Annotated in this window: 26 protein-coding genes; 9 read left to right on the forward strand and 17 right to left on the reverse strand. The window is 62.6% G+C overall.

Translation table 11 applies throughout. The features are described 5' to 3' along the window. Positions 1-19 precede the first annotated feature (19 nt). Entirely contained in the window at positions 20-334 is a 315-nt protein-coding gene (locus tag AB5Y93_RS08565) for a DUF1145 domain-containing protein (RefSeq protein WP_010672600.1), read from the forward strand. Between the two features lie 33 nt (positions 335-367). Here the strand turns inward: AB5Y93_RS08565 and AB5Y93_RS08570 are convergent, their stop codons facing one another. Together AB5Y93_RS08570 and fabR are read right to left on the reverse strand one after the other, a co-directional pair. Next, complete coding sequence (locus AB5Y93_RS08570) at positions 368-733, reverse strand: YijD family membrane protein (RefSeq protein ID WP_041212194.1); 366 nt, start codon at positions 731-733, stop codon at positions 368-370. A gap of 19 nt (positions 734-752) precedes the next feature. After that, the gene (fabR, locus tag AB5Y93_RS08575; RefSeq protein WP_010672598.1) at positions 753-1,373 is read right to left on the reverse strand and encodes an HTH-type transcriptional repressor FabR; all 621 of its coding nucleotides are present in this window, start codon (positions 1,371-1,373) and stop codon (positions 753-755) included. A 149-nt stretch (positions 1,374-1,522) separates the two neighbouring features. On the opposite strand from fabR, the gene AB5Y93_RS08580 reads away from it, so the two are divergent. Next, positions 1,523-2,641: a fatty acid desaturase gene (locus AB5Y93_RS08580; RefSeq protein WP_368229174.1), complete on the forward strand. Its 1,119-nt coding sequence runs from the start codon at positions 1,523-1,525 to the stop codon at positions 2,639-2,641. A gap of 470 nt (positions 2,642-3,111) precedes the next feature. On the opposite strand, the gene AB5Y93_RS08585 is transcribed toward AB5Y93_RS08580, so the two are convergent. Continuing rightward, complete coding sequence (locus AB5Y93_RS08585; protein WP_368229175.1) at positions 3,112-4,365, reverse strand: phosphatidylserine/phosphatidylglycerophosphate/cardiolipin synthase family protein; 1,254 nt, start codon at positions 4,363-4,365, stop codon at positions 3,112-3,114. Between the two features lie 75 nt (positions 4,366-4,440). Between AB5Y93_RS08585 and AB5Y93_RS08590 the strand changes: the two genes are divergently transcribed. Then, a complete protein-coding gene (locus AB5Y93_RS08590; protein WP_181824839.1) occupies positions 4,441-4,602 on the forward strand; it encodes a hypothetical protein in 162 nt (53 codons plus the stop codon). A 5-nt stretch (positions 4,603-4,607) separates the two neighbouring features. Here the strand turns inward: AB5Y93_RS08590 and AB5Y93_RS08595 are convergent, their stop codons facing one another. From AB5Y93_RS08595 to tatA, 3 genes are all read right to left on the reverse strand, one after another. Continuing rightward, a complete protein-coding gene (locus AB5Y93_RS08595; RefSeq protein ID WP_042015292.1) occupies positions 4,608-6,029 on the reverse strand; it encodes a lytic transglycosylase F in 1,422 nt (473 codons plus the stop codon). Between the two features lie 216 nt (positions 6,030-6,245). Further along, positions 6,246-6,548 (reverse strand): DUF406 family protein, encoded by a 303-nt coding sequence (locus AB5Y93_RS08600; protein WP_368229176.1) that lies wholly within the window; start codon positions 6,546-6,548, stop codon positions 6,246-6,248. Between the two features lie 10 nt (positions 6,549-6,558). After that, complete coding sequence (tatA, locus tag AB5Y93_RS08605; protein WP_010672592.1) at positions 6,559-6,723, reverse strand: twin-arginine translocase TatA/TatE family subunit; 165 nt, start codon at positions 6,721-6,723, stop codon at positions 6,559-6,561. A 292-nt stretch (positions 6,724-7,015) separates the two neighbouring features. Between tatA and AB5Y93_RS08610 the strand changes: the two genes are divergently transcribed. Further along, entirely contained in the window at positions 7,016-7,993 is a 978-nt protein-coding gene (locus AB5Y93_RS08610; protein WP_368229177.1) for a LysR substrate-binding domain-containing protein, read from the forward strand. Between the two features lie 60 nt (positions 7,994-8,053). Here the strand turns inward: AB5Y93_RS08610 and AB5Y93_RS08615 are convergent, their stop codons facing one another. Both AB5Y93_RS08615 and AB5Y93_RS08620 read right to left on the reverse strand, forming a co-directional pair. Beyond that, entirely contained in the window at positions 8,054-8,653 is a 600-nt protein-coding gene (locus tag AB5Y93_RS08615) for a YhgN family NAAT transporter (protein ID WP_010672590.1), read from the reverse strand. A 101-nt stretch (positions 8,654-8,754) separates the two neighbouring features. Next, positions 8,755-9,000, reverse strand: coding sequence for a YecH family metal-binding protein (locus AB5Y93_RS08620; protein WP_039040405.1), 246 nt, complete (start codon positions 8,998-9,000; stop codon positions 8,755-8,757). Positions 9,001-9,208: 208 nt separating this feature from the next. Between AB5Y93_RS08620 and AB5Y93_RS08625 the strand changes: the two genes are divergently transcribed. Then, positions 9,209-10,492: a dicarboxylate/amino acid:cation symporter gene (locus AB5Y93_RS08625; protein WP_041214291.1), complete on the forward strand. Its 1,284-nt coding sequence runs from the start codon at positions 9,209-9,211 to the stop codon at positions 10,490-10,492. A gap of 15 nt (positions 10,493-10,507) precedes the next feature. Here AB5Y93_RS08625 and AB5Y93_RS08630 read toward each other — a convergent pair whose 3' ends face one another. Both AB5Y93_RS08630 and AB5Y93_RS08635 read right to left on the reverse strand, forming a co-directional pair. Next, positions 10,508-10,822 carry a DUF2007 domain-containing protein gene (locus AB5Y93_RS08630; RefSeq protein WP_010672587.1) on the reverse strand — a complete coding sequence of 105 codons (315 nt, stop codon included), beginning with the start codon at positions 10,820-10,822 and terminating at the stop codon, positions 10,508-10,510. A 129-nt stretch (positions 10,823-10,951) separates the two neighbouring features. Next, a complete protein-coding gene (locus AB5Y93_RS08635) occupies positions 10,952-11,854 on the reverse strand; it encodes a LysR family transcriptional regulator (protein WP_010672586.1) in 903 nt (300 codons plus the stop codon). 97 nt (positions 11,855-11,951) lie between these two features. Here AB5Y93_RS08635 and AB5Y93_RS08640 point away from each other — a divergent pair, with 97 nt between their 5' ends. Both AB5Y93_RS08640 and AB5Y93_RS08645 read left to right on the forward strand, forming a co-directional pair. Beyond that, entirely contained in the window at positions 11,952-13,004 is a 1,053-nt protein-coding gene (locus AB5Y93_RS08640; RefSeq protein WP_045522985.1) for an HlyD family secretion protein, read from the forward strand. Next, positions 13,004-14,557 (forward strand): DHA2 family efflux MFS transporter permease subunit, encoded by a 1,554-nt coding sequence (locus AB5Y93_RS08645; protein ID WP_368229178.1) that lies wholly within the window; start codon positions 13,004-13,006, stop codon positions 14,555-14,557. The genes AB5Y93_RS08640 and AB5Y93_RS08645 overlap by 1 nt, the downstream gene beginning before the upstream one ends. A 60-nt stretch (positions 14,558-14,617) precedes the next feature. On the opposite strand, the gene AB5Y93_RS08650 is transcribed toward AB5Y93_RS08645, so the two are convergent. Then, positions 14,618-15,244 carry a lysoplasmalogenase gene (locus tag AB5Y93_RS08650; RefSeq protein WP_010672583.1) on the reverse strand — a complete coding sequence of 209 codons (627 nt, stop codon included), beginning with the start codon at positions 15,242-15,244 and terminating at the stop codon, positions 14,618-14,620. 172 nt (positions 15,245-15,416) lie between these two features. Between AB5Y93_RS08650 and AB5Y93_RS08655 the strand changes: the two genes are divergently transcribed. Then, on the forward strand, positions 15,417-15,575 hold the full coding sequence (locus tag AB5Y93_RS08655; RefSeq protein WP_005332188.1) for a hypothetical protein: 159 nt from the start codon (positions 15,417-15,419) through the stop codon (positions 15,573-15,575). Between the two features lie 88 nt (positions 15,576-15,663). Here the strand turns inward: AB5Y93_RS08655 and AB5Y93_RS08660 are convergent, their stop codons facing one another. The 6 genes from AB5Y93_RS08660 to AB5Y93_RS08685 all read right to left on the reverse strand — a co-directional run bounded on the left by AB5Y93_RS08660 (position 15,664) and on the right by AB5Y93_RS08685 (position 23,888). Then, a complete protein-coding gene (locus AB5Y93_RS08660) occupies positions 15,664-18,228 on the reverse strand; it encodes a TRAP transporter permease (protein WP_151027541.1) in 2,565 nt (854 codons plus the stop codon). Between the two features lie 87 nt (positions 18,229-18,315). Next, positions 18,316-19,287, reverse strand: coding sequence for a TAXI family TRAP transporter solute-binding subunit (locus tag AB5Y93_RS08665; protein WP_029313514.1), 972 nt, complete (start codon positions 19,285-19,287; stop codon positions 18,316-18,318). A 547-nt stretch (positions 19,288-19,834) separates the two neighbouring features. Continuing rightward, entirely contained in the window at positions 19,835-22,000 is a 2,166-nt protein-coding gene (locus AB5Y93_RS08670; protein ID WP_049637321.1) for an oligopeptidase B, read from the reverse strand. A 288-nt stretch (positions 22,001-22,288) separates the two neighbouring features. After that, complete coding sequence (locus AB5Y93_RS08675) at positions 22,289-22,720, reverse strand: DUF411 domain-containing protein (RefSeq protein ID WP_368229179.1); 432 nt, start codon at positions 22,718-22,720, stop codon at positions 22,289-22,291. 45 nt (positions 22,721-22,765) lie between these two features. Beyond that, positions 22,766-23,089, reverse strand: a complete 324-nt coding sequence (locus AB5Y93_RS08680; RefSeq protein ID WP_048208852.1) for a hypothetical protein — start codon at positions 23,087-23,089, stop codon at positions 22,766-22,768. 76 nt (positions 23,090-23,165) lie between these two features. Continuing rightward, entirely contained in the window at positions 23,166-23,888 is a 723-nt protein-coding gene (locus tag AB5Y93_RS08685) for an SDR family oxidoreductase (RefSeq protein WP_151027538.1), read from the reverse strand. Positions 23,889-24,028: 140 nt separating this feature from the next. On the opposite strand from AB5Y93_RS08685, the gene AB5Y93_RS08690 reads away from it, so the two are divergent. Continuing rightward, complete coding sequence (locus AB5Y93_RS08690; RefSeq protein ID WP_368229180.1) at positions 24,029-24,871, forward strand: LysR family transcriptional regulator; 843 nt, start codon at positions 24,029-24,031, stop codon at positions 24,869-24,871. Positions 24,872-24,901 lie beyond the last annotated feature (30 nt).

Genomic DNA, 24,901 nt, shown 5'->3' on the forward strand with positions numbered 1-24,901 from the left:
TATGTACGGGAGGTAAACGATGAAGCGGGTGTTTAATCTGTTGGCGATGGGGGTGCTGCTGTTCTTCTGGTTCGGTGTGGCACTCGCCCTGCTGGGCACCCTGCCGGGCAAACTGAACGGCTTTCTGCCGGTGTGCGGCGTCATCGTGATATTGATGCACTGGGTACAGGCCAGCATGATCAAGGCGGCATGCAAACCCTACTTCGCGGTCACTCGTCTCGAATTCACCCAGGTGCTGATCTTCGGGGTGTTCGGCATGATGGATATCCGAACCAAGCTGCAGGCCATCATAGACGCCAGGAAGAAGGGAGAGACTCCCCCCAGGGCCGACTAGGCCACCCCCGGCCCGACCAGAAGGAGTGATTCGTCACTCCTTTTGCGTTTTTCCGAGGCTGATTCCCAGCTTGATGGAGAGAGCGGCGAGCAGCAGCAGCATGGCAATGAGGGAGAAGAAGTTGCTGCCAAGCTCGGGGTACTGCACCTTGACCAGGGCAGAATGGCCGAACACGCCGATAAAGAAGCAGAGCAGGATGCAGCTGGGTGTGTTGCCCACCATGGGCTCATGGCGATAGTGCTGATAGAGCTGGCTGGCCGCCAGCAACAGGGCGATGAGGGGGTAGAAGGAGAAGGGGACGACCGACTCCATCAAGGCCGACAGGAAGGCATCACCGCAGATGCCGATGAGCAGGGCCAGCACCAGGGGCTTCTTCGGAATCGCGTTCGGTTCATGCATGAGGCTGTCCATCCTTGCGTTATGTGAGAGATTCGTGGCGCTTGCGGTTCTGCACCTCGGCGCCCATGGCGATCATCCGCAGCTGGCTGATGGTGCGCTCCGACAGTGCCTTGCACTCTTCCGGAGTCATGTCGAGGGCGTCTGCACCGGCGCTGAAGACGATGGTCACCATGGCCTCGGCCTGGATATAGGCCTCTTCCCGTGGCGCCTGCGTGGTGGCTTCCAGATAATCGGTCAGCTCGGCGATGAAGTGCTGGATCTCCCGGGCCACCGCCTGACGGAATGCAGCCGAGGTGCCGGAGCGCTCGCGCAGCAGCAGCCGGAAGATGTTCGGGTTGTTTTCGACGAATTCCATGAAGGTCTGCACCGAGGTGCTGATGACGCTGCCACCACCGGCAATGCGCTGGCGCGCCTGGCGCATCAGTTGGCGCAGGGTCAGCCCTCCCTCGTCCACCAGCGTCAGCCCCAGCTCTTCCATGTCCCGAAAGTGGCGATAGAAGGAGGTCGGCGCTATGCCCGCCTCTCTGGCCACTTCCCGCAGGCTGAGGTTGGAGAAACTGCGGTTGGCGCAGAGTTGACTGAACGCCGCCTCGATCAGCGTACGCCGGGTTTTTTCTTTTTGTTGCGCGCGAATACCCACGAAAACAGTCACCTTGAGATTAGCGAGGCCAGATGATAACCCGAAGGCGGGGCCGGGATCAGGTTTGTCTCCGACTTTTTTACCATTGACCCGCATTCCGGCTCAATGGAGAATAGTGAACAGCTGTTCGCTGAAAGGAGCCGAGTGAAATGGACCGCCCCCCGATCATCATGACCAACACCTTGCTGTTCGCCCTCTCCGGGTTGACGGCACTGATAGCGGTCCCCTGGTATGGACTGAGCCAGGGCTACGACCTCTGGCAGTGGCTCTGCTTCCTGCTGCTGTTCTGCTATTGCGGCATCTCCATCACCGCCGGCTACCACAGGCTCTGGTCCCACAAGTCCTACAAGGCGCACCCGGCCCTGCAATGGATCTTCGCCATCGGAGGCGCGCTCGCCCTGCAAAACTCGGCGCTGCACTGGTCCTCGGATCATCGCCGCCACCACCGCCACGTGGATGACAACCAGAAGGATCCCTACAGTGCGGGTCGCGGCTTCTGGTACTCCCACATCGGCTGGATGCTGCGGGAATACCAGCGCGATACCTACCACGACTACAGCAATGTGCGCGACCTGCAAAACAACCCCGTGGTCGCCTTCCAGCACAGGCACTATCTGACCCTGGCTCTGGTCACCAACATCGGCATTCCGCTGCTGCTCGGCCTCTTGCACGGGGATCTGCTCGGTATGTTGCTGCTGGCCGGGGTGCTGCGCATGGTGATGACCCATCACACCACCTTCTTCATCAACTCCCTGGCCCACATCTGGGGCAGCCAACCGTTCACGGATCGCAACAGCGCCCGGGACAACGGCATCCTGGCCTTCTTCACCTTTGGCGAGGGCTATCACAACTTCCATCACCTGTTCGAGAACGACTACCGCAACGGCATTCAGTGGTGGCAGTTCGATCCCACCAAGTGGCTGATCCGCACCGCCGCCTGGTGCGGGCTCGCCAAAGACCTGAGATCCTGCCCGGAGGAACGCATCGAGCAGGCCAGGCTGGAGATGCAGCTCAAGCGCGCCCAGGCCAGAGTGCACCAGCAGGACGACAGGGAACGCTGGCAGGCACTGCTGCAGGAGGAGTACGACAAGCTGAGCCTGCAGATCCAGCACTACTATGCCAGCCGCAAGTCACTGCTGGAGCAGCGCAAGCGCACAGCCCTCGCACGCTACGACAGGCTCAGGCTGCAACTGGAGTACCGCACATTGCGAGACGGTTTCCTCGTTGCCAAGCGCAACTGGAGTCGTCTGCTGGCGGGCCTCGCCTGATCGCCGAGACATCACGCAAAAGACCGCCAGCAGGCGGTCTTTTTGATTGGGCAAACGGACGGCGGGCATAAAAAAAATGGGGCAACATTCGCATGTCACCCCCTCGCAAATAGCATGTTCCATATTGGGATCCCGCAACCACGGGGGCCTGTCTGGCATCACGGGTTTCCGCTCCCGATCCGCCTCGCCTGCCGGAGCAATCCGGTTGGCCCATTTCCCCTGTTGCCGTCACCCACACGGCAGACCAGCCGCCGTGTTTGTCCTTGCACTCGAAATACTACGCAGTTAAATAAAATAAAAAACCGTTCTACACGCACCTCTATGCAGTCGAGGAACCTGGATTGTTACTCCGCTCTTAATATAAATCGATTAAAAACAATACGATGCAATCCAGTCCCGTTTTTGGATGGCAAACGTTATCTTCGAAGGCGCACAAGGCTTTGCGAGATCTCGCACAAGGCGGATCCCACTCACAACCAACGGTGCAAAGGTAACCAATCGCTCAATTGCGCCAGCAGCCGCCGCCATGCAGAGGGGGACGCCGCCACCGGGTGCACGGCCTGCTGCAACCAGCCATCGATGAGTTGCTGCAACTCGTCGCACAACCTCGGGCTATGGAGGTGCAGCATCAACTCGGTGTTGAGCATCAGGGAGCGGGGATCCAGGTTGAAACTGCCGAGCAGCGCCTCCTCCTTCCCCATCAGGATCAGCTTGGCATGCAGACTGAACGCCTCCGTCGTCAGCTCGAACAGGTTGACCCCCTGACGCTCGAGCCAGGGGCGGTGACGTCGATAGGCGCCATAGACCAGGGGCACATCCGTGCTGGCCAGGGAGTTGGTCAGGATCTCGATGTCAACCCCCTGCCGTCGCTGCCCCTTGAGCCGGCGACGCAGCCCCCGTGTCAGGATCAGGTAAGGGCTCACCAACCTCAGGGCCCCCTGATTGCTCGCCAGCATGCGTCCCAGCAGGGGCGCCGTGGTCGGCCGGGCGACCAGCCCTTTGCCGGGGCGATCGAACCAGCACTGCCCTTGCCCGGGATGCCAGCAAAGGGGAACGGGGCACTCATCAAACAAAGTGGCCGGCAGATCATAGGCGGCCGCCATGGCGGGGTCGGTCAGGGTCAGCAGGAAGTCGTTCAGGGCCCGGGTTTCGGCTGGCAGCAAGGGGCGTCTCAACAGGCGACGGACCGGGTGGCTCCAGCGGCTGTGCCAGAACAGCGCGAACCCCTGCTCGGCCTGCTGACAGAGGGGGCCGCGGCAGACCAGATCCAGATCGATGAAGTGAGGCGACATCCCCAGCCCGAAGTAACGATCACCGATGTTGCGCCCGCCGATCACCGCCTGGCTGCCATCCACCAGCAGCAGCTTGTTGTGCATCCGGTGGTTGATGCGGCGAAAGCTCAGCACCCCTTCCAGCAGCAGGGTCAAAGGACGCCAGCCCCGCAGCCAGAAGGGGTTGAACAGGCGTACCTCAATGCCCGGTTCCGCCGCCACCGCCTCCAGAAAGCGGTTCTCCCCGCCGTAGAGATCGTCGATGAGCAGTTGCACAACCACTCCGCGCCGGGCCGCCCGCACCAGCTCCGCCAGCAGCAGCTTGCCGCTGCCGTCCTCTTCCCAGCTGTAATACTGGGCGAGGATTCGGTGGCGAGCCTGGCGGATCAACTGGCATCGGGCCTTGAGGGCTGCGCCGGGATCGGCGAGCAAGGCAAACTCGGCGGGGATCAAGGGTCATCTCCCTGTCATCTGGTGGTGGCATAACCCAGACAACCGCCCCGATAGCCCAGTGTCAAGGAGCCGATGATGGAACTGCGCGACCACCCCTCCCTCAGTCAGAGACCTCATGCCAGCCAACCGGATCCCACCCCGGCCAGGCTGTTGATGCCCTGGTACCAGCAGCACCGGGACCTGGGCTGGGAGCCCTTTGCGCAGCATCACGAGGATCTCCTCCCCGGCCAGCATTGACAGGCTCAGGGCTGCACCGCCTCGATGGCCTCTGACTTGCCCTCCAGCTGGGGCAGGCTGAAACGGTAGGCCACGTAGTATTTGTAGATGGTGCCAACGTAGTTGATGGGCCCCTGGCCCACATCGTTGGCCACCAGCTGCTCCACATTGCCGAACCAGACGTTCGGATCCAGCCCCTTGTCGGCCGCCTTGGCCTGCAATGCCTGGACACGGTTCGGACCCGCATTGTAGGCGGCCAGGGCGAACAGATGGCGATTGAGCCTGTCCATCCCGGGATCATTGAAGTAGGTGTCCAGGATGAGCCGCATGTAGCGACAGGCCGCCTCCACATTGCCCTCCAGACTGGTGAGTCTGGCGCCGCGGATCCCCACCTCCTTGCCGGTGCTCGGCAGCAATTGCATGATGCCGACGGCCCCCCGGTGAGAGCCGACATTGGGATTGAGCCCCGACTCCTTGTAAGCCAGCGCGGCCAGCATCAGCCAGTCCAGCTGATACTTGTCCGCCTGGGCCTCCAGTACCTTGCGAATGGTCGACAGTCGCCCCAGCGGGTCCGGCGCCAGTATGTTGCTCATGCGGTCGCTCTGCGCCAGCAGGCGGCGCAATGTCATGTCACTGTAGAGGGTCCGCTTGCTCGACTCCGAGATGTAGGCGTTCACCGCCTTGAGCAGCTCCGGGCTGTTGTTGCGCAGGGCCCAGGCGCTGCGCCCCTTGTCCCGCAGCGGAATCAGCCTGTGGGCCTTGAGGCCGCCAATCATGTCGAGCCAGATCCGCCCCTTGAAGCTGTCGGTGACCGTCAGCGGAATGATCCCGGCTGACACCATCTCCAGCAGGTCCCCGTCCTGCAGGTATTCGGGAACCGTCTCGATGTAGACCGGGGGCAACCCCAGCTCCCGAAACAGCCAGTTGAGCTGGTGCAGGCTCTCGAAATAACTGGAGCTTGCGCGCACCCAGATCCGCCGGCCGGACAGCTGGGTGATGCGATTGAAGGCAGGGAGATCCCGCTGGCTCACCACCCACTCCTCGATGGGGGCGATCAGCGGCTGGGAGAAGGTCACCTGCTCGCGCCGGGTGGGGGTGACCGTCAGGTTGGCGGCCACCAGATCCCCGCGCCCCTCGGCCAGATAGTCCAGCAGCTTGTCCTGGCGCACCGGGATATAAATGATCTTGAGCTTGAGCTTCTCCTTGGCCAGGTAGGTCTGGTTCAACCAGCGCTCGAATCCCTGAAGCTGATTGACCAGGATGCCGTACTGGGCTCCCTTGTCGAAAAAGAAAAACCCCCGCTCATAGACCACCAGGGCCCTGAGCTCTTTTTTTTGCAGGATGTGTTCGAGATCACCGGCCTGGGGCAGCAACTGCGGCTTGAGATCCGCCGCCAGCAGAGGGAGAGAGCAGAGAGCCAGCAGGGCCCAGATCCATCGCCGCATCATGATTTAACCACCTCGCTGTGGGCCGGTGCGCACCGTCGGGTCTGTCAGAGAAGGCGCCTGCGCCAAGTCATGGGGCGTCGCGGGATCTTCTGCCGATCGGCGCATGCCGGACGGAAAACGGATCGTCCGTGGGATAACTCACTATACAACGCAAAGGGAGGGAAAAAGCGAGGGGCAGAGCAAGACGGCAGGCAAGCCTGCCGTGTCATCACGATCTCAGAGGGAGCGGGCGCGCATCTCGAAGATCAGCTTCTCGGCGGTGCAGGTGAATTGCAGGCGGGCCTTCAGGAGCACGCCATCCGGGCCCCGGCTCAGCTCGCAGCTGCTTTTGGCTTCGGCAGTGACCTGCTTGGCCAGCGCCTCGTAAGCTGCAAATTTCTCGCGGGCGTCGGCTTCGGCCGCGGCCTCGATCACCAGCTCCATGACGTCGTCACCTTCGCCGATGATGGTGCCGATTTCGGCGAAACAGCCGCAACTGTCACAGGTCTCGTTCAGTTCCACTTTCTCGTCTACAGACATACGTTCACTCCTACTTATTCCGGATATTGTCATCGTCGCGCAAGGCGTTGCGAAAATCCCTGATGGCAGTGCCCAGATCCTCACCGGCGCCAGCCAGGCGTTTGCTGCCAAACACCACGACGACGACCACGAGCAGGATCAGCAGATGCCAGATATGAATGCCACCCAGTCCCATAGGGAGACTCCTGACTGTTAGATACCTGGAGGTTGTATCAAAAGAAAGCGTATCGATTGTTGGGCAAAATCAAGGCAGGTGCAAGTTGGCGAAAAAATCGCGCAAAAACGGCGACGAGGCGCAAAAAAATACGGCGACCATGGGCCGCCGTATGAGTCGGTGCTACTTGTCCCCTCAACCGCTACATCCTGTACCAGCCGCCACCAGGGCGAGAGACCCGTCGAGCATAGGATCGCCAAGATATGAAAACAAATGGTATATATTCATCTAGGAATTGAAGAGGATTCATATCATGTTGCTGGAACAGCTTGCACGCATAGACCTTAATCTGTTGATAATCCTGCAAGTTTTGCTGGAAGAGCGCAACGGCAGCCGGGCTGCACGCCGTTTGCACCTGAGCCAGTCCGCCGTCAGCAAGGCCCTCGGACGGTTGCGGGAGACCTTTGACGATCCCCTGTTCGTGCGCTCGGCCTACGGGATGGATCCCACTCCGCGCGCCCTGGATCTCCAGCAGCAACTGCAGCCCATACTGCTCTCCCTGGACAACCTGATCCAGCCGCCGGACTTCGATCCCGCCAGCACGGAGCGGGAGTTCGTCATCGCCAGCATGGACAGCGCCTTCACCCTGTTTGCCCCCCTCTACCTGAGCGAACTGAAGCGTCAGGCCCCTGGCATCCGCCTGCGCTACGAGGAGTGGACCGAGCACAGCCTGACCGAAATGAGCCAGGGCCAGGTGGATATCGCCTTCACGGTGCGGGAGAACTGCATCAATTCGGATTTTCGCCTCGACACCCTGCCCAACGCCATCTGCCAGCGGTTGCTCACCATCGACGATCTCACCTGCCTGGTGCAGCGGGATCACCCTGCCTTGCAGGAGCCCGAGTGGGATCTCGCCCGTTACCTCGCCTACCCCCATGTGCAGACCTACTGCGAGGGGCGGGATCGCTGGATGCTGGATCACAAGCTGGCGGAACAGGATCTCTATCGCCGGATCGAGGCGACCGTGCCCTCCTTCGAGGCGGCCCTGCGCATGGGCATGCACTCGGACATGATAGTGACCCTCTCCAGGCTCTATGCCCGCCACGCGACCCAGGTCTATCCCCTGGTGCCGCTGCCACTGCCCATCGCCCTGGACAGCATCTCCCACCTGCTCATCTGGCATCAGCGCCACGAGGAGGATCCGGGCCATCGCTGGCTGCGGGAGACCCTGCTCGTCCTCATCATGGGCAAGCTGGAAACCTCGGCGGATAGCCCGGCCGCTGCCGCCTGACGCGCAAAAAAAACGGGGCTCAAGAAGCCCCGTTTCACGTTGACGTCAGCATTCGCCCCGTCAGTTCTGACCCGTCACCGCCAGATAGTGGTGTACCCCGTCCAGCAGCATCTGCACCGAGATCATCACCAGCAGCATGCCCATCAGCCGCTCCACCGCGGTGAGTCCTCGCTCACCCAGCAGCTTGTTGAACAGCTCGTAGAACATCAGGATCACGGCGCTGGCCCCCCAGGCCATCAGCAGGGCCAATGACCAGTCCACCATCCGGGTCGGCTCCTGGTTGGCCAGAAGCAGCAGGGAAGCCAGGATGGAGGGGCCCGCAATCATGGGGATGGCCATGGGCACCAGGAAGGGCTCCTCCCCCGCCGCCAGCCCGGTCACGCCACCGGGGCTCGGGAAGATCATCTTGATGGCGATGAGGAAGAGGATGATGCCCCCCGCGATGCTGACCGCCTCCTGACGCAGGTTGAGGAAGCTCAGGATCTGCTGACCGGCGAACAGGAAGCCCATCATGATCACCAGTGAAAACAACAGCTCCCGCAGCATTACCTTGCGTCGACGCTTGGGGTCGACATGGCGCAGGATGGAGAGGAAGACCGGCAGGTTGCCCAGCGGATCCATGATCAGAAACAGCATGACGGCAGCGGAGAATGTGTCCATAGAGCGCCCGGGCAGAACCTTTCAACAAGAGGGGAAGGAGGGCGAAATATAACAAAGGTGGCGGGATTCGGCGAGCGCACCACCGCGCCCGCCGCTGGCGATCATCCGTGGTTGCAGATCTTGTCAGCGCGGGTCTGGAACCCTGACTCCGAGTCGATGAACTTGCCGCGCCTGGCCAGGAAGTCGATCAGGGCGTCGGCGTCCATCTCGCTGGCGCTGCAGGTGTGGAACCGGGCCTCGGCACCGAAGCGCGAGGCGATCGCCGCCCTGAGGCTGGCCCGGGTAAACGGACTCTCCTGCTCCAGCATCATCTCCATCACCTCGTGACCGTGTATCGATTGGGACATTTCGAACCTCTTTAATCATCATGTCAGATGACAATTAAAGCCCGAAGCCCGGAGAGGGTTCTTGATATAGGCCAACAAAACGCCTTTTTTAACGCCAGCGGGCTGGTCGTGAGCGCCGCTTTGTCGATAATGTGGCAACCTGACGGGGGGATGGCTACACTGTCGCCCCTTTTTGCCACCGCAGACAGAAAATAAGGACATTGGCGTCATGCTGTTCCATGGATTGGTCTTCAAACCCTGGCGGATCTGGACCCGTCGCCCGCTCTGGTTGAAGACCCTGCTCGGCATGCTGACCGGGATAGGTCTGGGGCTCTGCTTCAGCGAGCAGGCCCTGCTGCTCAAGCCCATCGGCGTCCTGTTCGTCAACACCATCCAGATGCTGATGGTGCCCCTCATCTTCTGTTCCGTCCTGGCAGGCCTCACCGCCCTGCTCAAGGGCAAGCGGCTCGACCGCATCGCCGGCAAGGCCATCGGCTTCTATCTCTGCTCCACCGCCGTTGCCATCTGCATCGGCCTGATGATGGGCTGGCTGCTGGAACCGGGCATGGGCGCCAACATGGGTCCTTATGAACGGGGCGCCATGGCGCAGCAACCTACCCTGGCCAGCGTGCTGAGCCACCTGGTGCCGCGCAACCCGGTGCAGGCCATGGGCGATGGCAAGATATTGCAGGTGATCGTGTTCGCCGTGGCCCTCGCTCTCGCCCTCAACGCCACCGGACGACGCGGCCGCCCCGCCATCCTGTTCTTTACCTCTCTGGCGGAGGGAATGTTCAAGCTGACCCAGATGGTGATGGCCCTGGCCCCCTATGGCGTCTGCGCCCTGATGGCCTGGATGACCGGCAAGTACGGCGTCAGCCTGCTGTTGCCGCTGCTCAAGGTGATCGGCGCCGTCTACCTCGGCTGCCTGCTCCACGTGCTCGGCGTCTACAGCAGCCTGCTGCTCCTGATGGCGCGCCTCAACCCGTTGCACTACTTCAAGAGCATCGTCGATGCCCAGGCGGTGGCCTTCACCAGCAGTTCAAGCAGCAGCACCCTGCCCATCAGCCTGGCCTGCGCCGAACGCAGGCTCGGGGTCTCCCCCGCCATCACCGCCAAGGTGCTGCCCATCGGCGCCACCATCAACATGGATGGCACCGCCCTCTATCAGGGGGTCACCGCCCTGTTCGTGGCCCAGGCCTTCGGGGTGGATCTGCATCTGGTGGACTACCTGACCATCATCAGCATCGTCACGCTGGCCAGCATCGGCACGGCGGGCACACCCGGTACCGGGCTGATGCTGCTGACCCTGACCCTCACTGCCGTGGGACTGCCGCTGGAAGGGGTGGCGCTCATCGCCGGCATAGACCGGATCCTCGACATGGCGCGCACCACGGTCAACGTCTCCGGCGACATCCTGGTCTCCGTGCTCATCGCCCGCAGCGAGAAGGAGCTGGATCTCGCCACCTACCACGATGCCCATGCGGGGGATGACATCGACTTCACCCTGCGCTGAGGGCGCGAGGGGCGTTCAGTGATCCTGGGGATCGTGATGGCAGCGCCAGCAGATATCGAAGTTGGCGCCGTTCTCCTCCCCGCACTGACCGCACAGCCAGCCGTTGCCCTGGCGCTGCTGGTAGCGCTCGATGATCCGGCCCGCCCGCTGACGATCCCGCTCGTTCACCATCAGGGTCACTTGCAGCAGATCCACCGGCAGCTCCCCGAGCGCGCCGGAGAGCCCTTCGCCACTGAGGCGCACCCTGACTCCCTCTACCTCCAAGGCCCCTTTCAGGGCATGCGCCTCCAGGGAGTGAGAGGCGCGATACAAGTTAATCCACTGATCCATACGTTGTCCTCGAAACCCTTGCCAGTGCCATCATCACCAGCACTACCATCATTCCAGGGCGAGCATCTTCCGGGAGCGAGATGCCCGATACAGATTCATCCACCGCCCCATACGTTGTCCTCGAAACCCTTACAGCAGCTTGTCGATACCGTAAGCCGGGCCGTTGGCCACCAGAAAATCGATGAATGCCCTCAGCTTGCGCGGCATCAGGCGCCGCTCGGGAAACAGCAGGTAGATGGGTACCCTGGGTTGCTGCCACTCCGGCAGCAAGGAGACCAGCGTCCCGTTCGCCAGCTCATCATGGCACAGCATGGCGGGCAGGGAAGCCAGCCCCAGCCCCGCCTTCGCCGCCTCCCTGGCACAGGTGATGTTGTTGACCTGGAAGCGGGACGGGGGATCCACCAGCACTTCGCGATCATCCAGCTCGAAACACCAGTGCGAGGCGAGGAACCCCGTGCTGACCGCGATCCGCTCGTGATGCACCAGATCGGCGGGCCTCTGGATCACCGGGTGGCGCGCCAGATAGTCCGGGCTGGCGCACAGCAGCCGCTCGGTGCTCCAGAGACGCCGCGCCGCCAGGTTGGAGTCGCTCATGTCGCCGACCCGCACGATGGCATCCAGCCCCTCGCTGATGGGATCCACGATGCGGTTGGTCAGCTCCAGCTCCACCTTCATGCCCGGATAGGCTTGCAGGAAGTTCGCCACCAGCCTGCCCACCACCAGCTGTCCCGTCTCGATGGGCACCGCCAGCTTGAGGGTCCCCGTCACCTCCTGCTGGCTGGCACTGAGCATCAGCTCGGCCTGGGCCAGCTCCTCCACCGCCTTGCTGCAGCGTAGATAATATTGTTCACCGGCTTCCGTCAGGGTGAGCTGCCGGGTGGAGCGATAGAGCAGCCGCGCGCCGAGACGCTGCTCCAGCTCGGCGATGCGGCGGCTCACCGTCGCCTTGGTCATGCCCAGCTCCTGGGCAGCGGCGGTAAAGGAGCCCTTGTCGACGATACGAACGAGGATTAAGGCAGCATTCAGGTCCATTGTTTCACCAGTGAAACTGTATATCTCATGAATGGATACTAATCGAAACAGTTGCACGATGTTAGCCTGCCCGCCACAGTTCAGGAAAACCAATATCATGAGTCAACACAAGAAGATCCCCCTGCTGGCCGCCCTGGTGCTGGCCCTGCTCGGCCTGCTGTTTGCCGGTTACTGGTATCTGCATGGCCGCTACTTCGAGAGCACCGACAACGCCTACCTGCAAAGCGAGGTGACCGGCATCGGTTCCAAGCTCTCCGGCTACATCAGCGAAGTGCTGGTGACCGACAACCAGGCGGTGAAGGCCGGCCAGCTCATCGCCCGGCTCGACGACCGCGAATACAGGACCAAGGTGGCGGAGGCCGAGGCCGATCTGCACCTCAACCAGGCGACGGCGGATAACCTCGCCGCCACCCGTATCCAGCAGTTGAGCCTGATCCGCCAGGCCGAGGCAAAAGTCAGCTCGGCCAACGCCGAGCAGGTCCGGGCCCAGCAGCAGGTGCGCCGGGTCAGCCAGCTCAATGAGCGTCACTACAGCTCCCAGGACAGCCTGGACGAGGTGCGCGCCGGCTTGCAGGTCAACCAGGCCCAGGCACTGGAGGCCAAAGCCGCCCTGCAGGCCGCCCGCGAGCGGCTGCTGGTGCTGGATGCCGAAGCCAAGCAGAACCAGGCCAGGCTGGCTTTGAGCGAGGCCCAGCTTGAACAAGCCAGGCTGGAACTCGGCTACACCGAGCTGCGAGCCCCCGCTGATGGCATCATCGGCAAACGCAGCCTGCGGGAAGGGCTCTACGTCCAGTCCGGTATGCAGGTGGCCAGCCTGGTGCCCCTGAGCCAGGTGTGGGTCGAAGCCAACTTCAAGGAGACCCAGTTGCAGCACATGCAGCCGGGCCAGAAGGTGGAGGTGATCCTGGATGCCTATCCGGATCAACCGGTCGAGGGGATCATCGACAGCCTCTCTCCGGCCACCGGCGCCAAGTTCGCCCTGCTGCCGCCGGAGAACGCCACCGGCAACTTCACCAAAATCGTGCAGCGGGTGCCGGTCAAGATCAGCATCCCGGATCCGGGCGCCCTGGCGGGCAAGCTGCTGCCCGGCCTCTCCACCGAGGTGATCGTCGACACCCGCACCCCTGATCCCGTGGTGGCCGCCCACTGATGGACGCCATACCACGCCGCAACTGGATCGCGGTCATGGGGGGCCTCATCGGCGCCTTCATGGCCATCCTCGACATCCAGATCACCAACGCCTCCCTGAAAGACATTCAGGGGACACTCTCGGCCACCCTGAGCGAGAGCTCCTGGATCTCCACCTCCTATCTGGTGGCGGAGATGATCGCCATACCGCTGAGCGGCTGGCTGAGCCGGGGACTGAGCGTGCGGCGCTACCTGCTGTGGACCACGGGCGCCTTCATCGTCGCCTCCGTGCTCTGCTCGTTCAGCTGGAACCTCACCAGCATGATCGTCTTTCGGGCGCTGCAGGGCTTTACCGGCGGGGCCCTGATCCCCATGGCCTTCTCCCTCATCGTCAGCCTGCTGCCGCTGCACAAGCGAGCCACCGGCATGGCGCTGTTCGGCCTGTGCGCCACCTTCGCCCCCGCCATCGGCCCGACCCTGGGGGGCTGGCTGACGGAGCAGATGTCCTGGCACTACATCTTCTATCTGAACGTGCCGCCCGGCCTGCTGGTGATGGCCATGCTGGCCCACGGACTGGACAGGAAGCCGGTGGACTGGGAGGTGATCAAGCGGGTGGATCTCATCGGTATCCTCACCATGGCGGTGGGTCTCGGCCTCCTGGAGGTGGTGCTGGAAGAGGGCAACCGGGAGGACTGGTTCGGCTCGAGCTTCATCGTGCGGCTCACCGTCATCTCGGTGGTGGCCCTGGTGTTCTTCGTCATCAGCCAGTTGCTGCGCCGCCACCCCCTGGTCAACCTGCGGCTGCTGCACAACCCGCGCTTCGCCCTGGCCTGCTTCGCCTACCTGGTGCTCGGTATGGGGTTGATGGGCTCCATCTATGTGCTGCCCCTCTACATGACCCAGATCCACAATTACAACGCCCTGGAAATCGGTGAAGTGCTGATGTGGATGGGGTTGCCCCAGTTGCTGGTGCTCCCCCTGGTCCCCAAGCTGACCCACAAGATAGATCCGCGCTATCTGGTGAGCTTCGGCTTTCTGGTCTTCGCCATCAGCTGCTTCATGAACGTGAACATGAATGCCGACTACGCCGGGCCCCAGCTGATCCAGTCCCTCATCGTGCGGGCCCTGGGGCAGCCCTTCATCATGGTACCCCTCTCCCTGGTGGCGACCGCCAGCCTGACGCCGGACGAGATCCCTTCTTCCTCAACCCTGCTCAACGTGCTGCGCAACCTGGGGGGCGCCTTTGGCATCGCCATCATCGCCACCCTGATCGACAACGACACCCGGACTCATGTCAGCCAGATCGGCAGCACCCTGACCGCCACCAGCATCGAGGGGCAGGCCTATCTGATGCAGCTGGCCCAGAACATGATGGCCCAGGGAGCCGGGCCGGAGCAGGCCCAGTTGCAGGCCCGGGCCATGCTGTCGAACACCATCAGCCGCGAGGCGGCCATCATGGCCTACAACCAGGTGTTCTACGTGATGGGTATCTTCCTGCTGATCGCCAGCGCCCTGATGCTGCTGCTCAAGCAGCCGGCCCCGAGGGCCCCTGACGCAGAACCGGTCGAGGCGTGAAAGGTGGGGATCACATAGCAAAACGGGCCAGAAGGCCCGTTTTTCATGGCTGCCCGCCGGTCAGCCCGCCAGGGAGGCGGCGATCAGGAACTGTGCCGCGAAGTAGCTGCTCATGATCCAGGCCGTGGCATGTGGGAAGGGGCGGCGGAATCTGTCCAGCGCCAGCATGCTGTCGGAGAAGAGGAACATCAGCGCCCCCACCAGGGCGGCGGCGCTGCCGGCAGTGAGAGAGGCATGCCAGGCACCGGCGGCCACCCAGGCCATGGCGATGATCACCAGCATGTAGCAGAAGACGGGGATCCTCATCTCGCCGAGCTGGCCCCACAGGAGCCCGAACACCATGCCGGCCACCAGCAACAGCAGCAGGCCGTCCACCAGCTTGAGCACCAGGGGCCCCTGGGCGAAACCGACGATGTAGCAGAGGTGAGCGACAAAAAATGCCGCCAGCCCCTGGATGAAGCGATCCCGTGGCAGCATCAGCAGCACGTCCCCCGCCAGCGACAGGCAGAGACCGAGCAGGATCCAGGCGTGGGAGCCGTTGTGATCGTCGCTCTGGTAGCCAAACGCCAGGGCGATGATGAACAGCATGGTCAGGGGTTTGCTGATGTAGAACTGACGGGAGTCTGAGCCGTAAGCCGCGCGGATGTGCCACCAGCCCGATGCGATGATCAAGAAACTCAATAACATGCCCTGCTCCTCACCGGCTGCTCACCCTGGGGCGGCAACCTCTTTAGTGCCCGCAAGAGTAGCAAATTCCCCCGGCCAGTGGCAGAGGCTGAAGCAGATGGCACCCTACACCTAAAGTCTAATTGCCCCCATCCCCGCCCTCGGGCATAAGAGACAGTTCTGGAGGATCACCATGGAAGACGCTATGACCAACTACCTGCCCGCTATCGATATCATGATGTGCCATCTTGGCATCAGCTTTGAACAGGCCTGCGAGCAGCTTGGCCTCAGCCCGCAGGAGCAGCAGACCCTCGACCAACTGCAAAAACAGAAGCAGACCCAGTCCAACTGATGCCCTGGACTGATGGCCCGAAGCGGCCGGCATCACAGCCCAGCATAAAAAACGGCGCCCGAAGGCGCCGTTTTTTATTGGGTGATGATCAGGGTCGAGCGACCCGGCGGCGTTGCAGCCAGACCACGGCCCCGAACAGCAGGAAGCCCGGCAGCCACATCAGCTCCTTGGGCCAGCGCTCGGTGGGCGCCTTGACGCTCAGGATCTGCTGATCCATCTCCAGCCCCAGATCGGCGGCCTGGCTGCCGAAGGTGACGGTGTCGATCAGGATCTTACCGTCCTGCTCATAGGTCTGGATCCCCAGCTTGGCCAGACGATCCTCGCCACTGGCGCCCTCCGGCACCGGCAGCAGCACGGTGAAGCGGCGCAACTTGCCCACCGCATCTTCCCCTTCCATGCGCAGGCGCAGGGTGCTTTCGGCCTCCACCTGCCCCATGGTCTGGACCAGCTCGGCCGGGGCGGTGTCGCGATACGGGTCGTGCAGCAGATCCATCCAGAAGCCAGGACGGAACAGGGTGAAAGCCACCAGCAGCAGCAGCACGCTCTCGTACCAGCGGCTCTTCACTAGGAAGAAGCCCTGGGTGGCGGCAGCGAAGATCAGCATGGCGATGGTGGCCACGATGAAGATCAGCACGCCATGGGCGAAGTCCACGTTGATGAGCAGCAGATCGGTGTTGAAGATGAACAGGAACGGCAGCGCCGCGGTACGCAGGCTGTAGTAGAACGCCGTGATCCCGGTCTTGATGGGATCCCCCTTGGAGACGGCGGCCGCGGCGAACGAGGCCAGCCCCACCGGCGGGGTCACGTCCGCCATGATGCCGAAGTAGAAGACGAACAGGTGCACCGCGATGAGCGGCACGATGAGGCCGTTCTGCTGACCCAGGGTGACGATCACCGGCGCCAGCAGGCTCGATACCACGATGTAGTTGGCAGTGGTCGGCAGCCCCATGCCGAGGATGAGGCTCAGCAGCGCGGTGAGGATCAGCATGAGCAGCAGGTTGCCCATGGAGAGGAACTCCACCAGATCCGCCAGTACCAGGCCGACGCCGGTCTGGGAGACGGCCCCGACGATGATGCCGGCAGTGGCGGTGGCAATGCCGATGCCGATCATGTTGCGGGCACCGGCAATCAGCCCCTCGCGCAGGTCCACCACGCCATCGGTGAAGGAGCCGTAGTCATGCTTGCCGTCGGTGCGCAGCCAGTTCAGCAGCGGTCGCTGGGTCAGCAGGATGATGATGAGCATCACCGAACCCCAGAAGGCCGACAGGCCGGGGGAGAGGCGCTCCACCATCAGACACCACACCAGCACCACCACGGGCAGCAGGAAGTGCAGGCCGGAGAGCAGCACGGCGCGGGTCTCGGGCAGCTCGTCCAGCGGCTTGTCCGGGTCTTCCGCCGGCAGCGGCGCGTTGCTCGCGGCGATCTTCAGCAGTCCGAGATAGGCGACGGCCAGCAGCACGCTGATCCCCGGCAGGGCATAGTCACCCAGTACCGGCTTGAGCCAGCCCAGACCGTAGTAGACCGCCATGGAGAGGCCGCTGATGAGGGCGGCACCGAAGGCGAAGCCGGTCAGGCGACGCAGCCAGGGGCGCGGCTGACGGTTGCCGATGGGCTGCATCCCGAGCTTGAGCGCCTCGAGGTGCACGATGTAGAGCAGGGCGATGTAGGAGATGGCCGCCGGCAGGAAGGCGTGCTTGATGATCTCCACATAGGGAATGCCCACGTACTCCACCATCAGGAAGGCCGCAGCCCCCATGACCGGCGGCATGATCTGGCCGTTGACCGAAGAGGCCACTTCCACCGCGCCGGCCTTCTCCTTGGAGAAACCGACCCGTTTCATCATGGGGATGGTGAAGGTGCCCGTGGTCACCACGTTGGCGATGGAGGAGCCGGAGATGACGCCGGTCAGGGCCGAGGCGACCACGGCCGCCTTGGCCGGGCCGCCGCGCAGGTGACCCAGCAGGCTGAAGGCGAGCTGGATGAAGTAATGGCCCGCACCGGCGCGCTCGAGCAGGGCGCCAAACAGCACGAACAGGAAGACGAAGCTGGTGGAGACCCCAAGGGCGATGCCGAACACCCCTTCGGTGGTGATCCACTGGTGGTTGGCCAGCGCATGCAGGCTCACCCCGCGGTGGGCCAGCAGGGAAGGCATCCAGGGGCCGGCCAGGCTGTAGGCCAGGAAGACGATAGCGATGACCGCCAGGGCCGGGCCCAGGGCGCGGCGGGCCGCTTCCAGCAGGAGCGGAATGCCGACGCAGGCCACCGCGAAGTCCATGGTGGTCAGGTTGCCGGGACGCTGGGCAAGCTCCTGGTACATCACGAACAGATAGCTGGCGACGGCGGCACCGACGAGGCCGAGGGCGATGTCGGCAAGGGGAACCCTGTCTCGCGGCGAGCTGCGCATGGCGGGGAACACCAGGTAGGCGAGCAGGATGGCGAAGGCCAGGTGAATCGAGCGTGTTTCAGTGTCGTTGAGGACGCCGATGCCAAGGGAGAAGGGCAGCGGCGAGGCAATCCAGAGCTGGAACAGGGACCAGATCAGCGCAAGACCCGCGATGATCCAGCTCATGGGGCCGACGGGCAGCCTGGCGCCGACGTCCTGGGCGATCAGCTCCTCGGCCGAGAACGCCTCTTGTTGTTGTGTTTGCTGCATAGTGTGACTCTGTAGGTACTGCAATAAATGAGACTCGCTCCCCCGAAGGAGGAGCGAGTCCGGGGCACATCCGAAGACGCAGCCGGATTACATCCAGCCACGTTCCTTGTAGTAACGCACAGCGCCTTCATGCAGCGGAGCGGAGAGACCCACCTTGATCATGTCGGCTTCCTTCAGATCCGCGAAGGCCGGGTGCAGGCGCTTGAAACGGTCCAGGTTGTCGAACACGGACTTGACCAGCTGGTAGACCACTTCCGGGTCAGCCTTGGCGCTGGTGGAGAGCACCGCCTTGCCACCGATGGACGGGGTCGGGTTCGGGCTGCCCTTGTAGAGACCACCCGGGATCTCGGCCTTGCTGTAGTAGCTCTTCTCGGCCAGCAGCTTGTCGATCTCGGGGCCGGTGACCGGCACCAGCACGGTGTCCGTGGTGGTGGAGGCTTCCTGGATGGCGCCGTTCGGGTGGCCGACGAAGTAGCTCATGGCGTCGATGTTGTTGTCACCCAGGGCAGAAGCCTGCTCGGCGGGTTTCAGTTCGGAAACCAGGCTGAAGGCGGACTTGTCCCAGCCCTTCACGGTCATGATCTCTTCAAAGGTGTCACGCTGACCGGAACCCGGGTTGCCGATGTTGACGCGCTTGCCCTTCAAGTCGTCGAAGCTGGCTACCTTGGCGTCCTTGCGGGCCAGGATGGTGAACACTTCGCTCTGCAGGGAGAAGACGGCGCGGATGTCATCCATCGGACCTTCGGCCTTGAACGGCTCGACGCCCTTCATCGCCTTGTACTGGTGGTCGGACTGCATGATGCCGAAGTTGAATTCGCCGGAGCGGATGCCGTTGACGTTGGCAACACCGCCGCCACTGGCCGGGGCGTTGCACTTGATCTGGTGATCGGCGGCGCCGCGGTTGAGGAAGCGGCAGATGGACTGGCCCGCCACGTAGTAGACGCCGGTCTGACCGCCGGTGCCTATGGTCACGAAGCGCTCCTGCGCTTGCACCGGACCACCAAACGACACACCGACCAGAGCCGCCGACAAGGCGCACGCCAAGGATAATCCTTTCATGTTCTTCATCCTTTTCATTGATTTATTTCACCCGTTTCCCGGGAGAATATGAGACAGACCCGCATCAAGACGGGGTTCGCCTATACGACCTCGTACGAGGAAATGGTCGAGCGGCACGCGCCCTTCCAAAAGCCACCATCATCCTGCGGTGAGATAATCAGCGTCATGCCGATCGGAGGTGATCTGACCAGAAACGGGTCAGTTCAAAAGCATTAACGCTCCGATTAAGCACATAACACCAACATAAATCAAACAAAACAGCAAAATGGCGGATTTAAATAGCGAGAAGTTTGAAGCGGATCATTCATTTCTCAAGGGCAGATTAATTACATGAACTATCAAAGGGAAGCAATAAAAAGCACGCCCAGATTCTTTCGCAACCCTTGACTGGCAAGGATTAGATACCTGGTCCGTTATATCGCGAAATGCATACTGAACAGCATAAACACGACGTTAATGACGCTTTTGTCGCCAAGATGCAAAAACCCCGATCCGGGGCTGCCGGAACGGGGTTTGGTAACAAGCTGATTTCATTTGGGCCCGGCCATCACGCCTTGCTGCCAGCCAGCTCCAGAATGAAGGCGAACTCCAGGGCGATGTCCTCATAGGCCTTGAAACGGCCCGACTTGCCGCCGTGACCGGCCTCCATGTCGGTGCTGAGCAGCAACTGGTTGTCGTCCGTCTTCAGCTCACGCAGCTTGGCCACCCACTTGGCCGGCTCCCAGTACTGCACCTGGGAGTCGTGCAGCCCCGTGGTCACCAGCAGATTCGGGTAGGCCTGGGCCTTGACCTGATCGTAGGGGCTGTAGGCCTTCATGTAGTCGTAGTAGCGCTTCTTGTTCGGGTTGCCCCACTCGTCATACTCCCCTGTGGTGAGGGGAATGGACTCGTCCAGCATGGTGGTGACCACGTCGACGAAGGGCACCTGGGCCACCACGCCGCGATAGAGCTGGGGCGCCTGGTTGATGACGGCCCCCATCAGCAGGCCGCCGGCGCTGCCTCCCATGGCATAGACCTGATCCCTGGCGCCGTAGCCTTGCGCCACCAACGCCTCGGTCACGTCGATGAAGTCGTTGAAGGTGTTCTGCTTCTTGAGCAGCTTGCCCTCTTCATACCAGGTGCGGCCCAGCTCCTCGCCACCCCGGATATGGGCGATGGCGTAGACGAAGCCCCGGTCCAGCAGGCTCAGGCGTGAGCTGCTGAAGTCCGGGTCCATGCTGGCGCCGTAGGAGCCATAGCCGTAGACCAGCAGGGGATTGGTGCCTGCACCCCCCCCTGCCTTCTTGAACTTGTCCTTGCGATAGACCAGCGACACCGGCACGGCCACGCCGTCACGGGCGGTGATCCAGAGCCGCTCGCTGGCATATTGCGCAGGCACGAAGCCCGCCACCGGCTGCTGCTTGAGCAGAGTCCGCTTGCCGCTGTCCATGTCGAGCTCATAGGTGGAGGACGGCGTGGTCATGGAGGAGTAGCCATAGCGCAGGGCGCTGGTGTCCGGCTCCGGGTTGTAGGCAAGCCAGGTGACATAGGCGGGATCGTCGAAGGCGATCTCCTTCTGTTCGCCGCTCTGCCAGTTGACCTGACGCAACCGGGTCAACCCCTGGCTGCGCTCCTCCAGCACCAGCCAGTCCCTGAACAGGGCATAGCTCTCCAGCAGCACGTCCGGATTGGGGGCGATCACCGCCTTCCAGCGATCCACCGGACTCTCCTTGGTCTCATAGAGGCCGAAGTTCTTGCCGTCCTTGTTGGAGCGCACATAGAAGCGACCGCGGTAGTGATCCAGGCTGTATTCGTGATCCACCTGGCGGGGCAGGAACAGGCGTGGCGTCTGGCCCGGCACATTGGCATCAATGAGGCGCGCCTCGCTGGTGGTGGTGCTGGAGAGGGAGATGACGATGAAATCTTCCGAGGTGGTGGCGTAGAGGCTCACATAGAAGGAGTCGTCCTTCTCCTCGTAGACCAGGGTGTCCTTCGCGGGATCCGTGCCCAGCTCGTGGCGATAGACCTGGTAGGGCAGCAGGGTCTTGGGGTGCTTGCGCACGTAGAAGACCGTCTTGCTGTCGTTGGCCCACACCAGGTTGCCGGAGGTGTTCTCGAGGGTGTCGGCGGCCCAGGCGCCGCTCTCCAGATCGAGGAACTGGATCCTGTATTGACGGCGGGAGAGATAATCTTCCGCCACCGCCAGCCAACGGTTGTTGCGGCTCACCTCGAGCGCCCCAAGGGCATAGAACTCGTGGCCTTCGGCGCGCTGGTTGCCATCCAGCAGCAGGGCGGGCGCCCCGTCCCCTTCCACCTTGCTGCGGGAGTAGATGGCGTACTCCTTGCCCGGCTCGTAACGGGTCTGATAGCGGTAGCCGTTCTTCACATAGGGGACAGACTCGTCCTGCTGGGGAATACGGGCCACCATCTCCTTGTAGAGCTGCTCGCGCAGCGGCTTGATCGGTGCGAGCATGGCCTCGGTGTAGGCATTCTCGGCCTTGAGATAGTCCAGCACCTCGGGCTTCTGCCGCTCGTCGTCACGCAGCCAGTAGTAGTTGTCGACGCGCGTGTCCCCGTGTTTTTTCAGGGTATGGGGGTGCTTGGCAGCCACCGGGGGGACAATGACAGGCTGGGTGGAAGTATCGCTTGTAGGCATGGCGGACTCTTCGTTGGCATGGGAACAGGGCGCAGCAAGCAGGCAAGCCAGCAGCAACCCCCGGGAAAAGGTGAACATGTCGCATCCTTTGCGCTGTCACAGGGCAGCCCCTCCCGCTGGTGCTGCACGCATCCAGACAGCACACCGGCAGGCAGTGGGAAAAGCGTCCCTGAGAAAATAAAAATTGGCGATCAATCTGCCCCTTGTCGCCCGGGGTTGCAAGGGCTCCCCGAACATTACCCCCCAAATCGGCGAAAAAGGGCCGCCATCTCGCGATGGCGGCCCTCCTCCCTGACCGTAGGCGACACGGGTTCGCTCAGGTGTGCCTCACATGATGGAAGTGTGTCTGCTCACGGTCAGCATCCATCAGCCGGGGTAGCTCGACCAGGCTTTGGTCGCGCCCTCGTCACTGATGCTCAGCACCTGATAGGGCTGACCCGGAATATCCATGCCCGGCGCACTCTGGGGCATCCCCGGAATGGTCAGACCGCGGATCGCCGGTTTTTCCTTGAGCAGCTTCTGCACGTCGGCAGCGGGCACATGCCCCTCCACCACATAGCCGTTCACCACCCCGGTGTGGCAGGAGGCCAGCTGCGGGGTGATGCCATGCTGCTGCTTGATCGGGTCAAGCTGCTCGGTTTCCACGACCTTGACCTCAAAGCCGTTCTCTTCCATGTGCTTGATCCAGGTCTTGCAGCAACCGCAATACTGGGACTTGTAGACGGTCATCTGCCCGGTTGCCAGAGCAGAAAAACTGACGGTACCGGCCAGCACGGCCAGTAACAGGGACTTGTACATATCTCACCTCGGTTAAGAAGAAATGCCCGGAAAGGGAAACTCGACTCAGCCGTGGTGACGGGGCGGACGCTCGAGACGCTCCAGGGGCGCCTCCGGCATGAACAGAGAGGGAGAGAGGAATGTCGGCCTGTCGGGCTCAAGCCGGGCAACCGTCAGGCTGTCGCTGGTGAGCACCGTCATGGCGAGCGCCGAGGTGAAGCTGCCGCAGGGCATGGCTTTTTCCAGGGTACGCTCGCTCTGGCTGCAATGGGGCGTCAGGGTACAGAGATCGGCGGCCGCACGGCTGCCAAACGACATCAGCACCAGCACCAGACTCCACAGGGGGAGCCAGCGGCGGGCGCGAGCGAGTTGGCGACGGGTCAGGACCATGAGACGACTCAATGACGAAAGAGGGCCTATGGTAACCCTTGGCCCAGGGGGAGGGTCAACCCCTCCCCCGTCTGCATCAGGGTTGCTGGCGGGTGGCCGCCAGCACGATCTCCCGCACGCAGACGTTGGCCGGCTGGAGCCAGGCGTAGAGCACGGCGTCGGCGATCACCTCGGGTGCAATGACGCCTCCCATCTGATCCTTCCAGTCGTGATAGCCCGCCTTGATGCTCTCGTCCGTGGTGTGGCTGAGCAGCTCGGTCTCCACCGCGCCCGGAGCGATGGTCACCATCCGCACGCCCACATCGGCCACCTCTTCCCGGATATTCTCGGTCAGGGCGTGAACGGCGAACTTGGTGGCGCAGTAAGCGGCATGGTTCGGGAAGGTCTTGCGACCGGCGATGGAGCTGATGTTGATGATGGTGCCGCTGCGGCGGGCCTTCATACCGGCCAGTACCGCATGCACGCCATTCAAAACCCCCATCACGTTGATGTTGAGCATCTGCTGCCACTCGGCGGGATCCTGCACGTCGGCCTGTCCCAGCAGCATGACGCCGGCATTGTTGACCAGACATCCCACCGGGCCGAATTGCGCCTCCGCCTGCGCCACGGCGGCCTTCATGGCGGCGGTGTCGGTGACATCGACCCCGATGCAGAGGGTATCGGGCAGGTTCAGCGCCTGCATGGGCTCGACCCGGCGGGCCAGCAACAGCAGCGGATGGCCGGCGGCGGAGAAGGCGCGGGCAATGGCGGCACCGATCCCGGCGGACGCGCCGGTGATCACCACGAGGGACTTGGACATGGAGTTTTCCTTCTGATGCGTTGAAATGGGCGTCAAACAAGGGCTGGCCAGCACGGGACCCAGTCACTATAGTCGCTACATCCATCGGCGATAAATATAGTTTTCCGCTGGTTATCATCTGAATTAACTATGGTATCCCCATGCTGGACCTGAGATTGCTGCGCTTCTTCATCGCCATCTATGAAGAGAAGAACATCACGGCGGCAGCAGCCCGCTGCCACGTGAGCCAACCCTCCCTCTCCGCCGGCCTTCGCCAGCTCGAAGAGAGCCTGGGGGACAGCCTCTTCATCCGGGGCAAGAAGGGGGTGGAAGCGAAGGATCCGGCCCACTATCTCTATCCCCACGCCGTCAAGCTGGTGGAAGAGGCGCGTCGCCTGCCGACCCTGTTTCGCCAGAAGGCGACGCGTGCGAGACTCAACATGGCCATCATGCCCGACCTCAGCCGCCGTCGGCTGGCGGGATTGCTTCGGCGGGTGCAGGGGGTACTGCCCGAGCTGGATCTCACCCTCTCCGATTACGGCACTCCGGCCGACTGCCGGCTGACCCTGGATGCCCTGCGCCGGGAGGACGAGATCTTCCTGCCGCTCTGGGAAGAGGAGTACGTGCTGTGCGTTCCCAGGGGACACCCTCTTGCGGGCAGGGCGCGTATCGAGCTGGCTGAGTTGCAACACCATGATTTCATTGAGTGTCCCCCCTGCGAAGCCCATCAGCAAACCATAGGCCTGCTGGCCTGTGACCGGCTCACCCTCAATCTGGTGGCCAAGGCCGAGAGCAAGGGGCTAGTGATGGCGCTGGTGCTGGCCGGAGTGGGCATCAGCTTCCTGCCCGACGGGCTGGTGGAGGACGAAGCGGGCCTGTGCACCCTGCCCGTGAGCGGCCCCCGGATGTTCCGCCGCATCGGCCTCTGCTACCCCGCCCACCAGACCCTGAATCCGGCGCTGCGCACACTGATCCCGGAACTGGCGGGCCAGGGAGCTTCTTGATAACGTTTCAGCTCACAGTCTGTCGCATGT

This window comes from Aeromonas sp. R10-1, assembly GCF_040908465.1.
In the GTDB taxonomy this organism is placed as follows: Bacteria; Pseudomonadota; Gammaproteobacteria; order Enterobacterales; family Aeromonadaceae; genus Aeromonas; species Aeromonas caviae.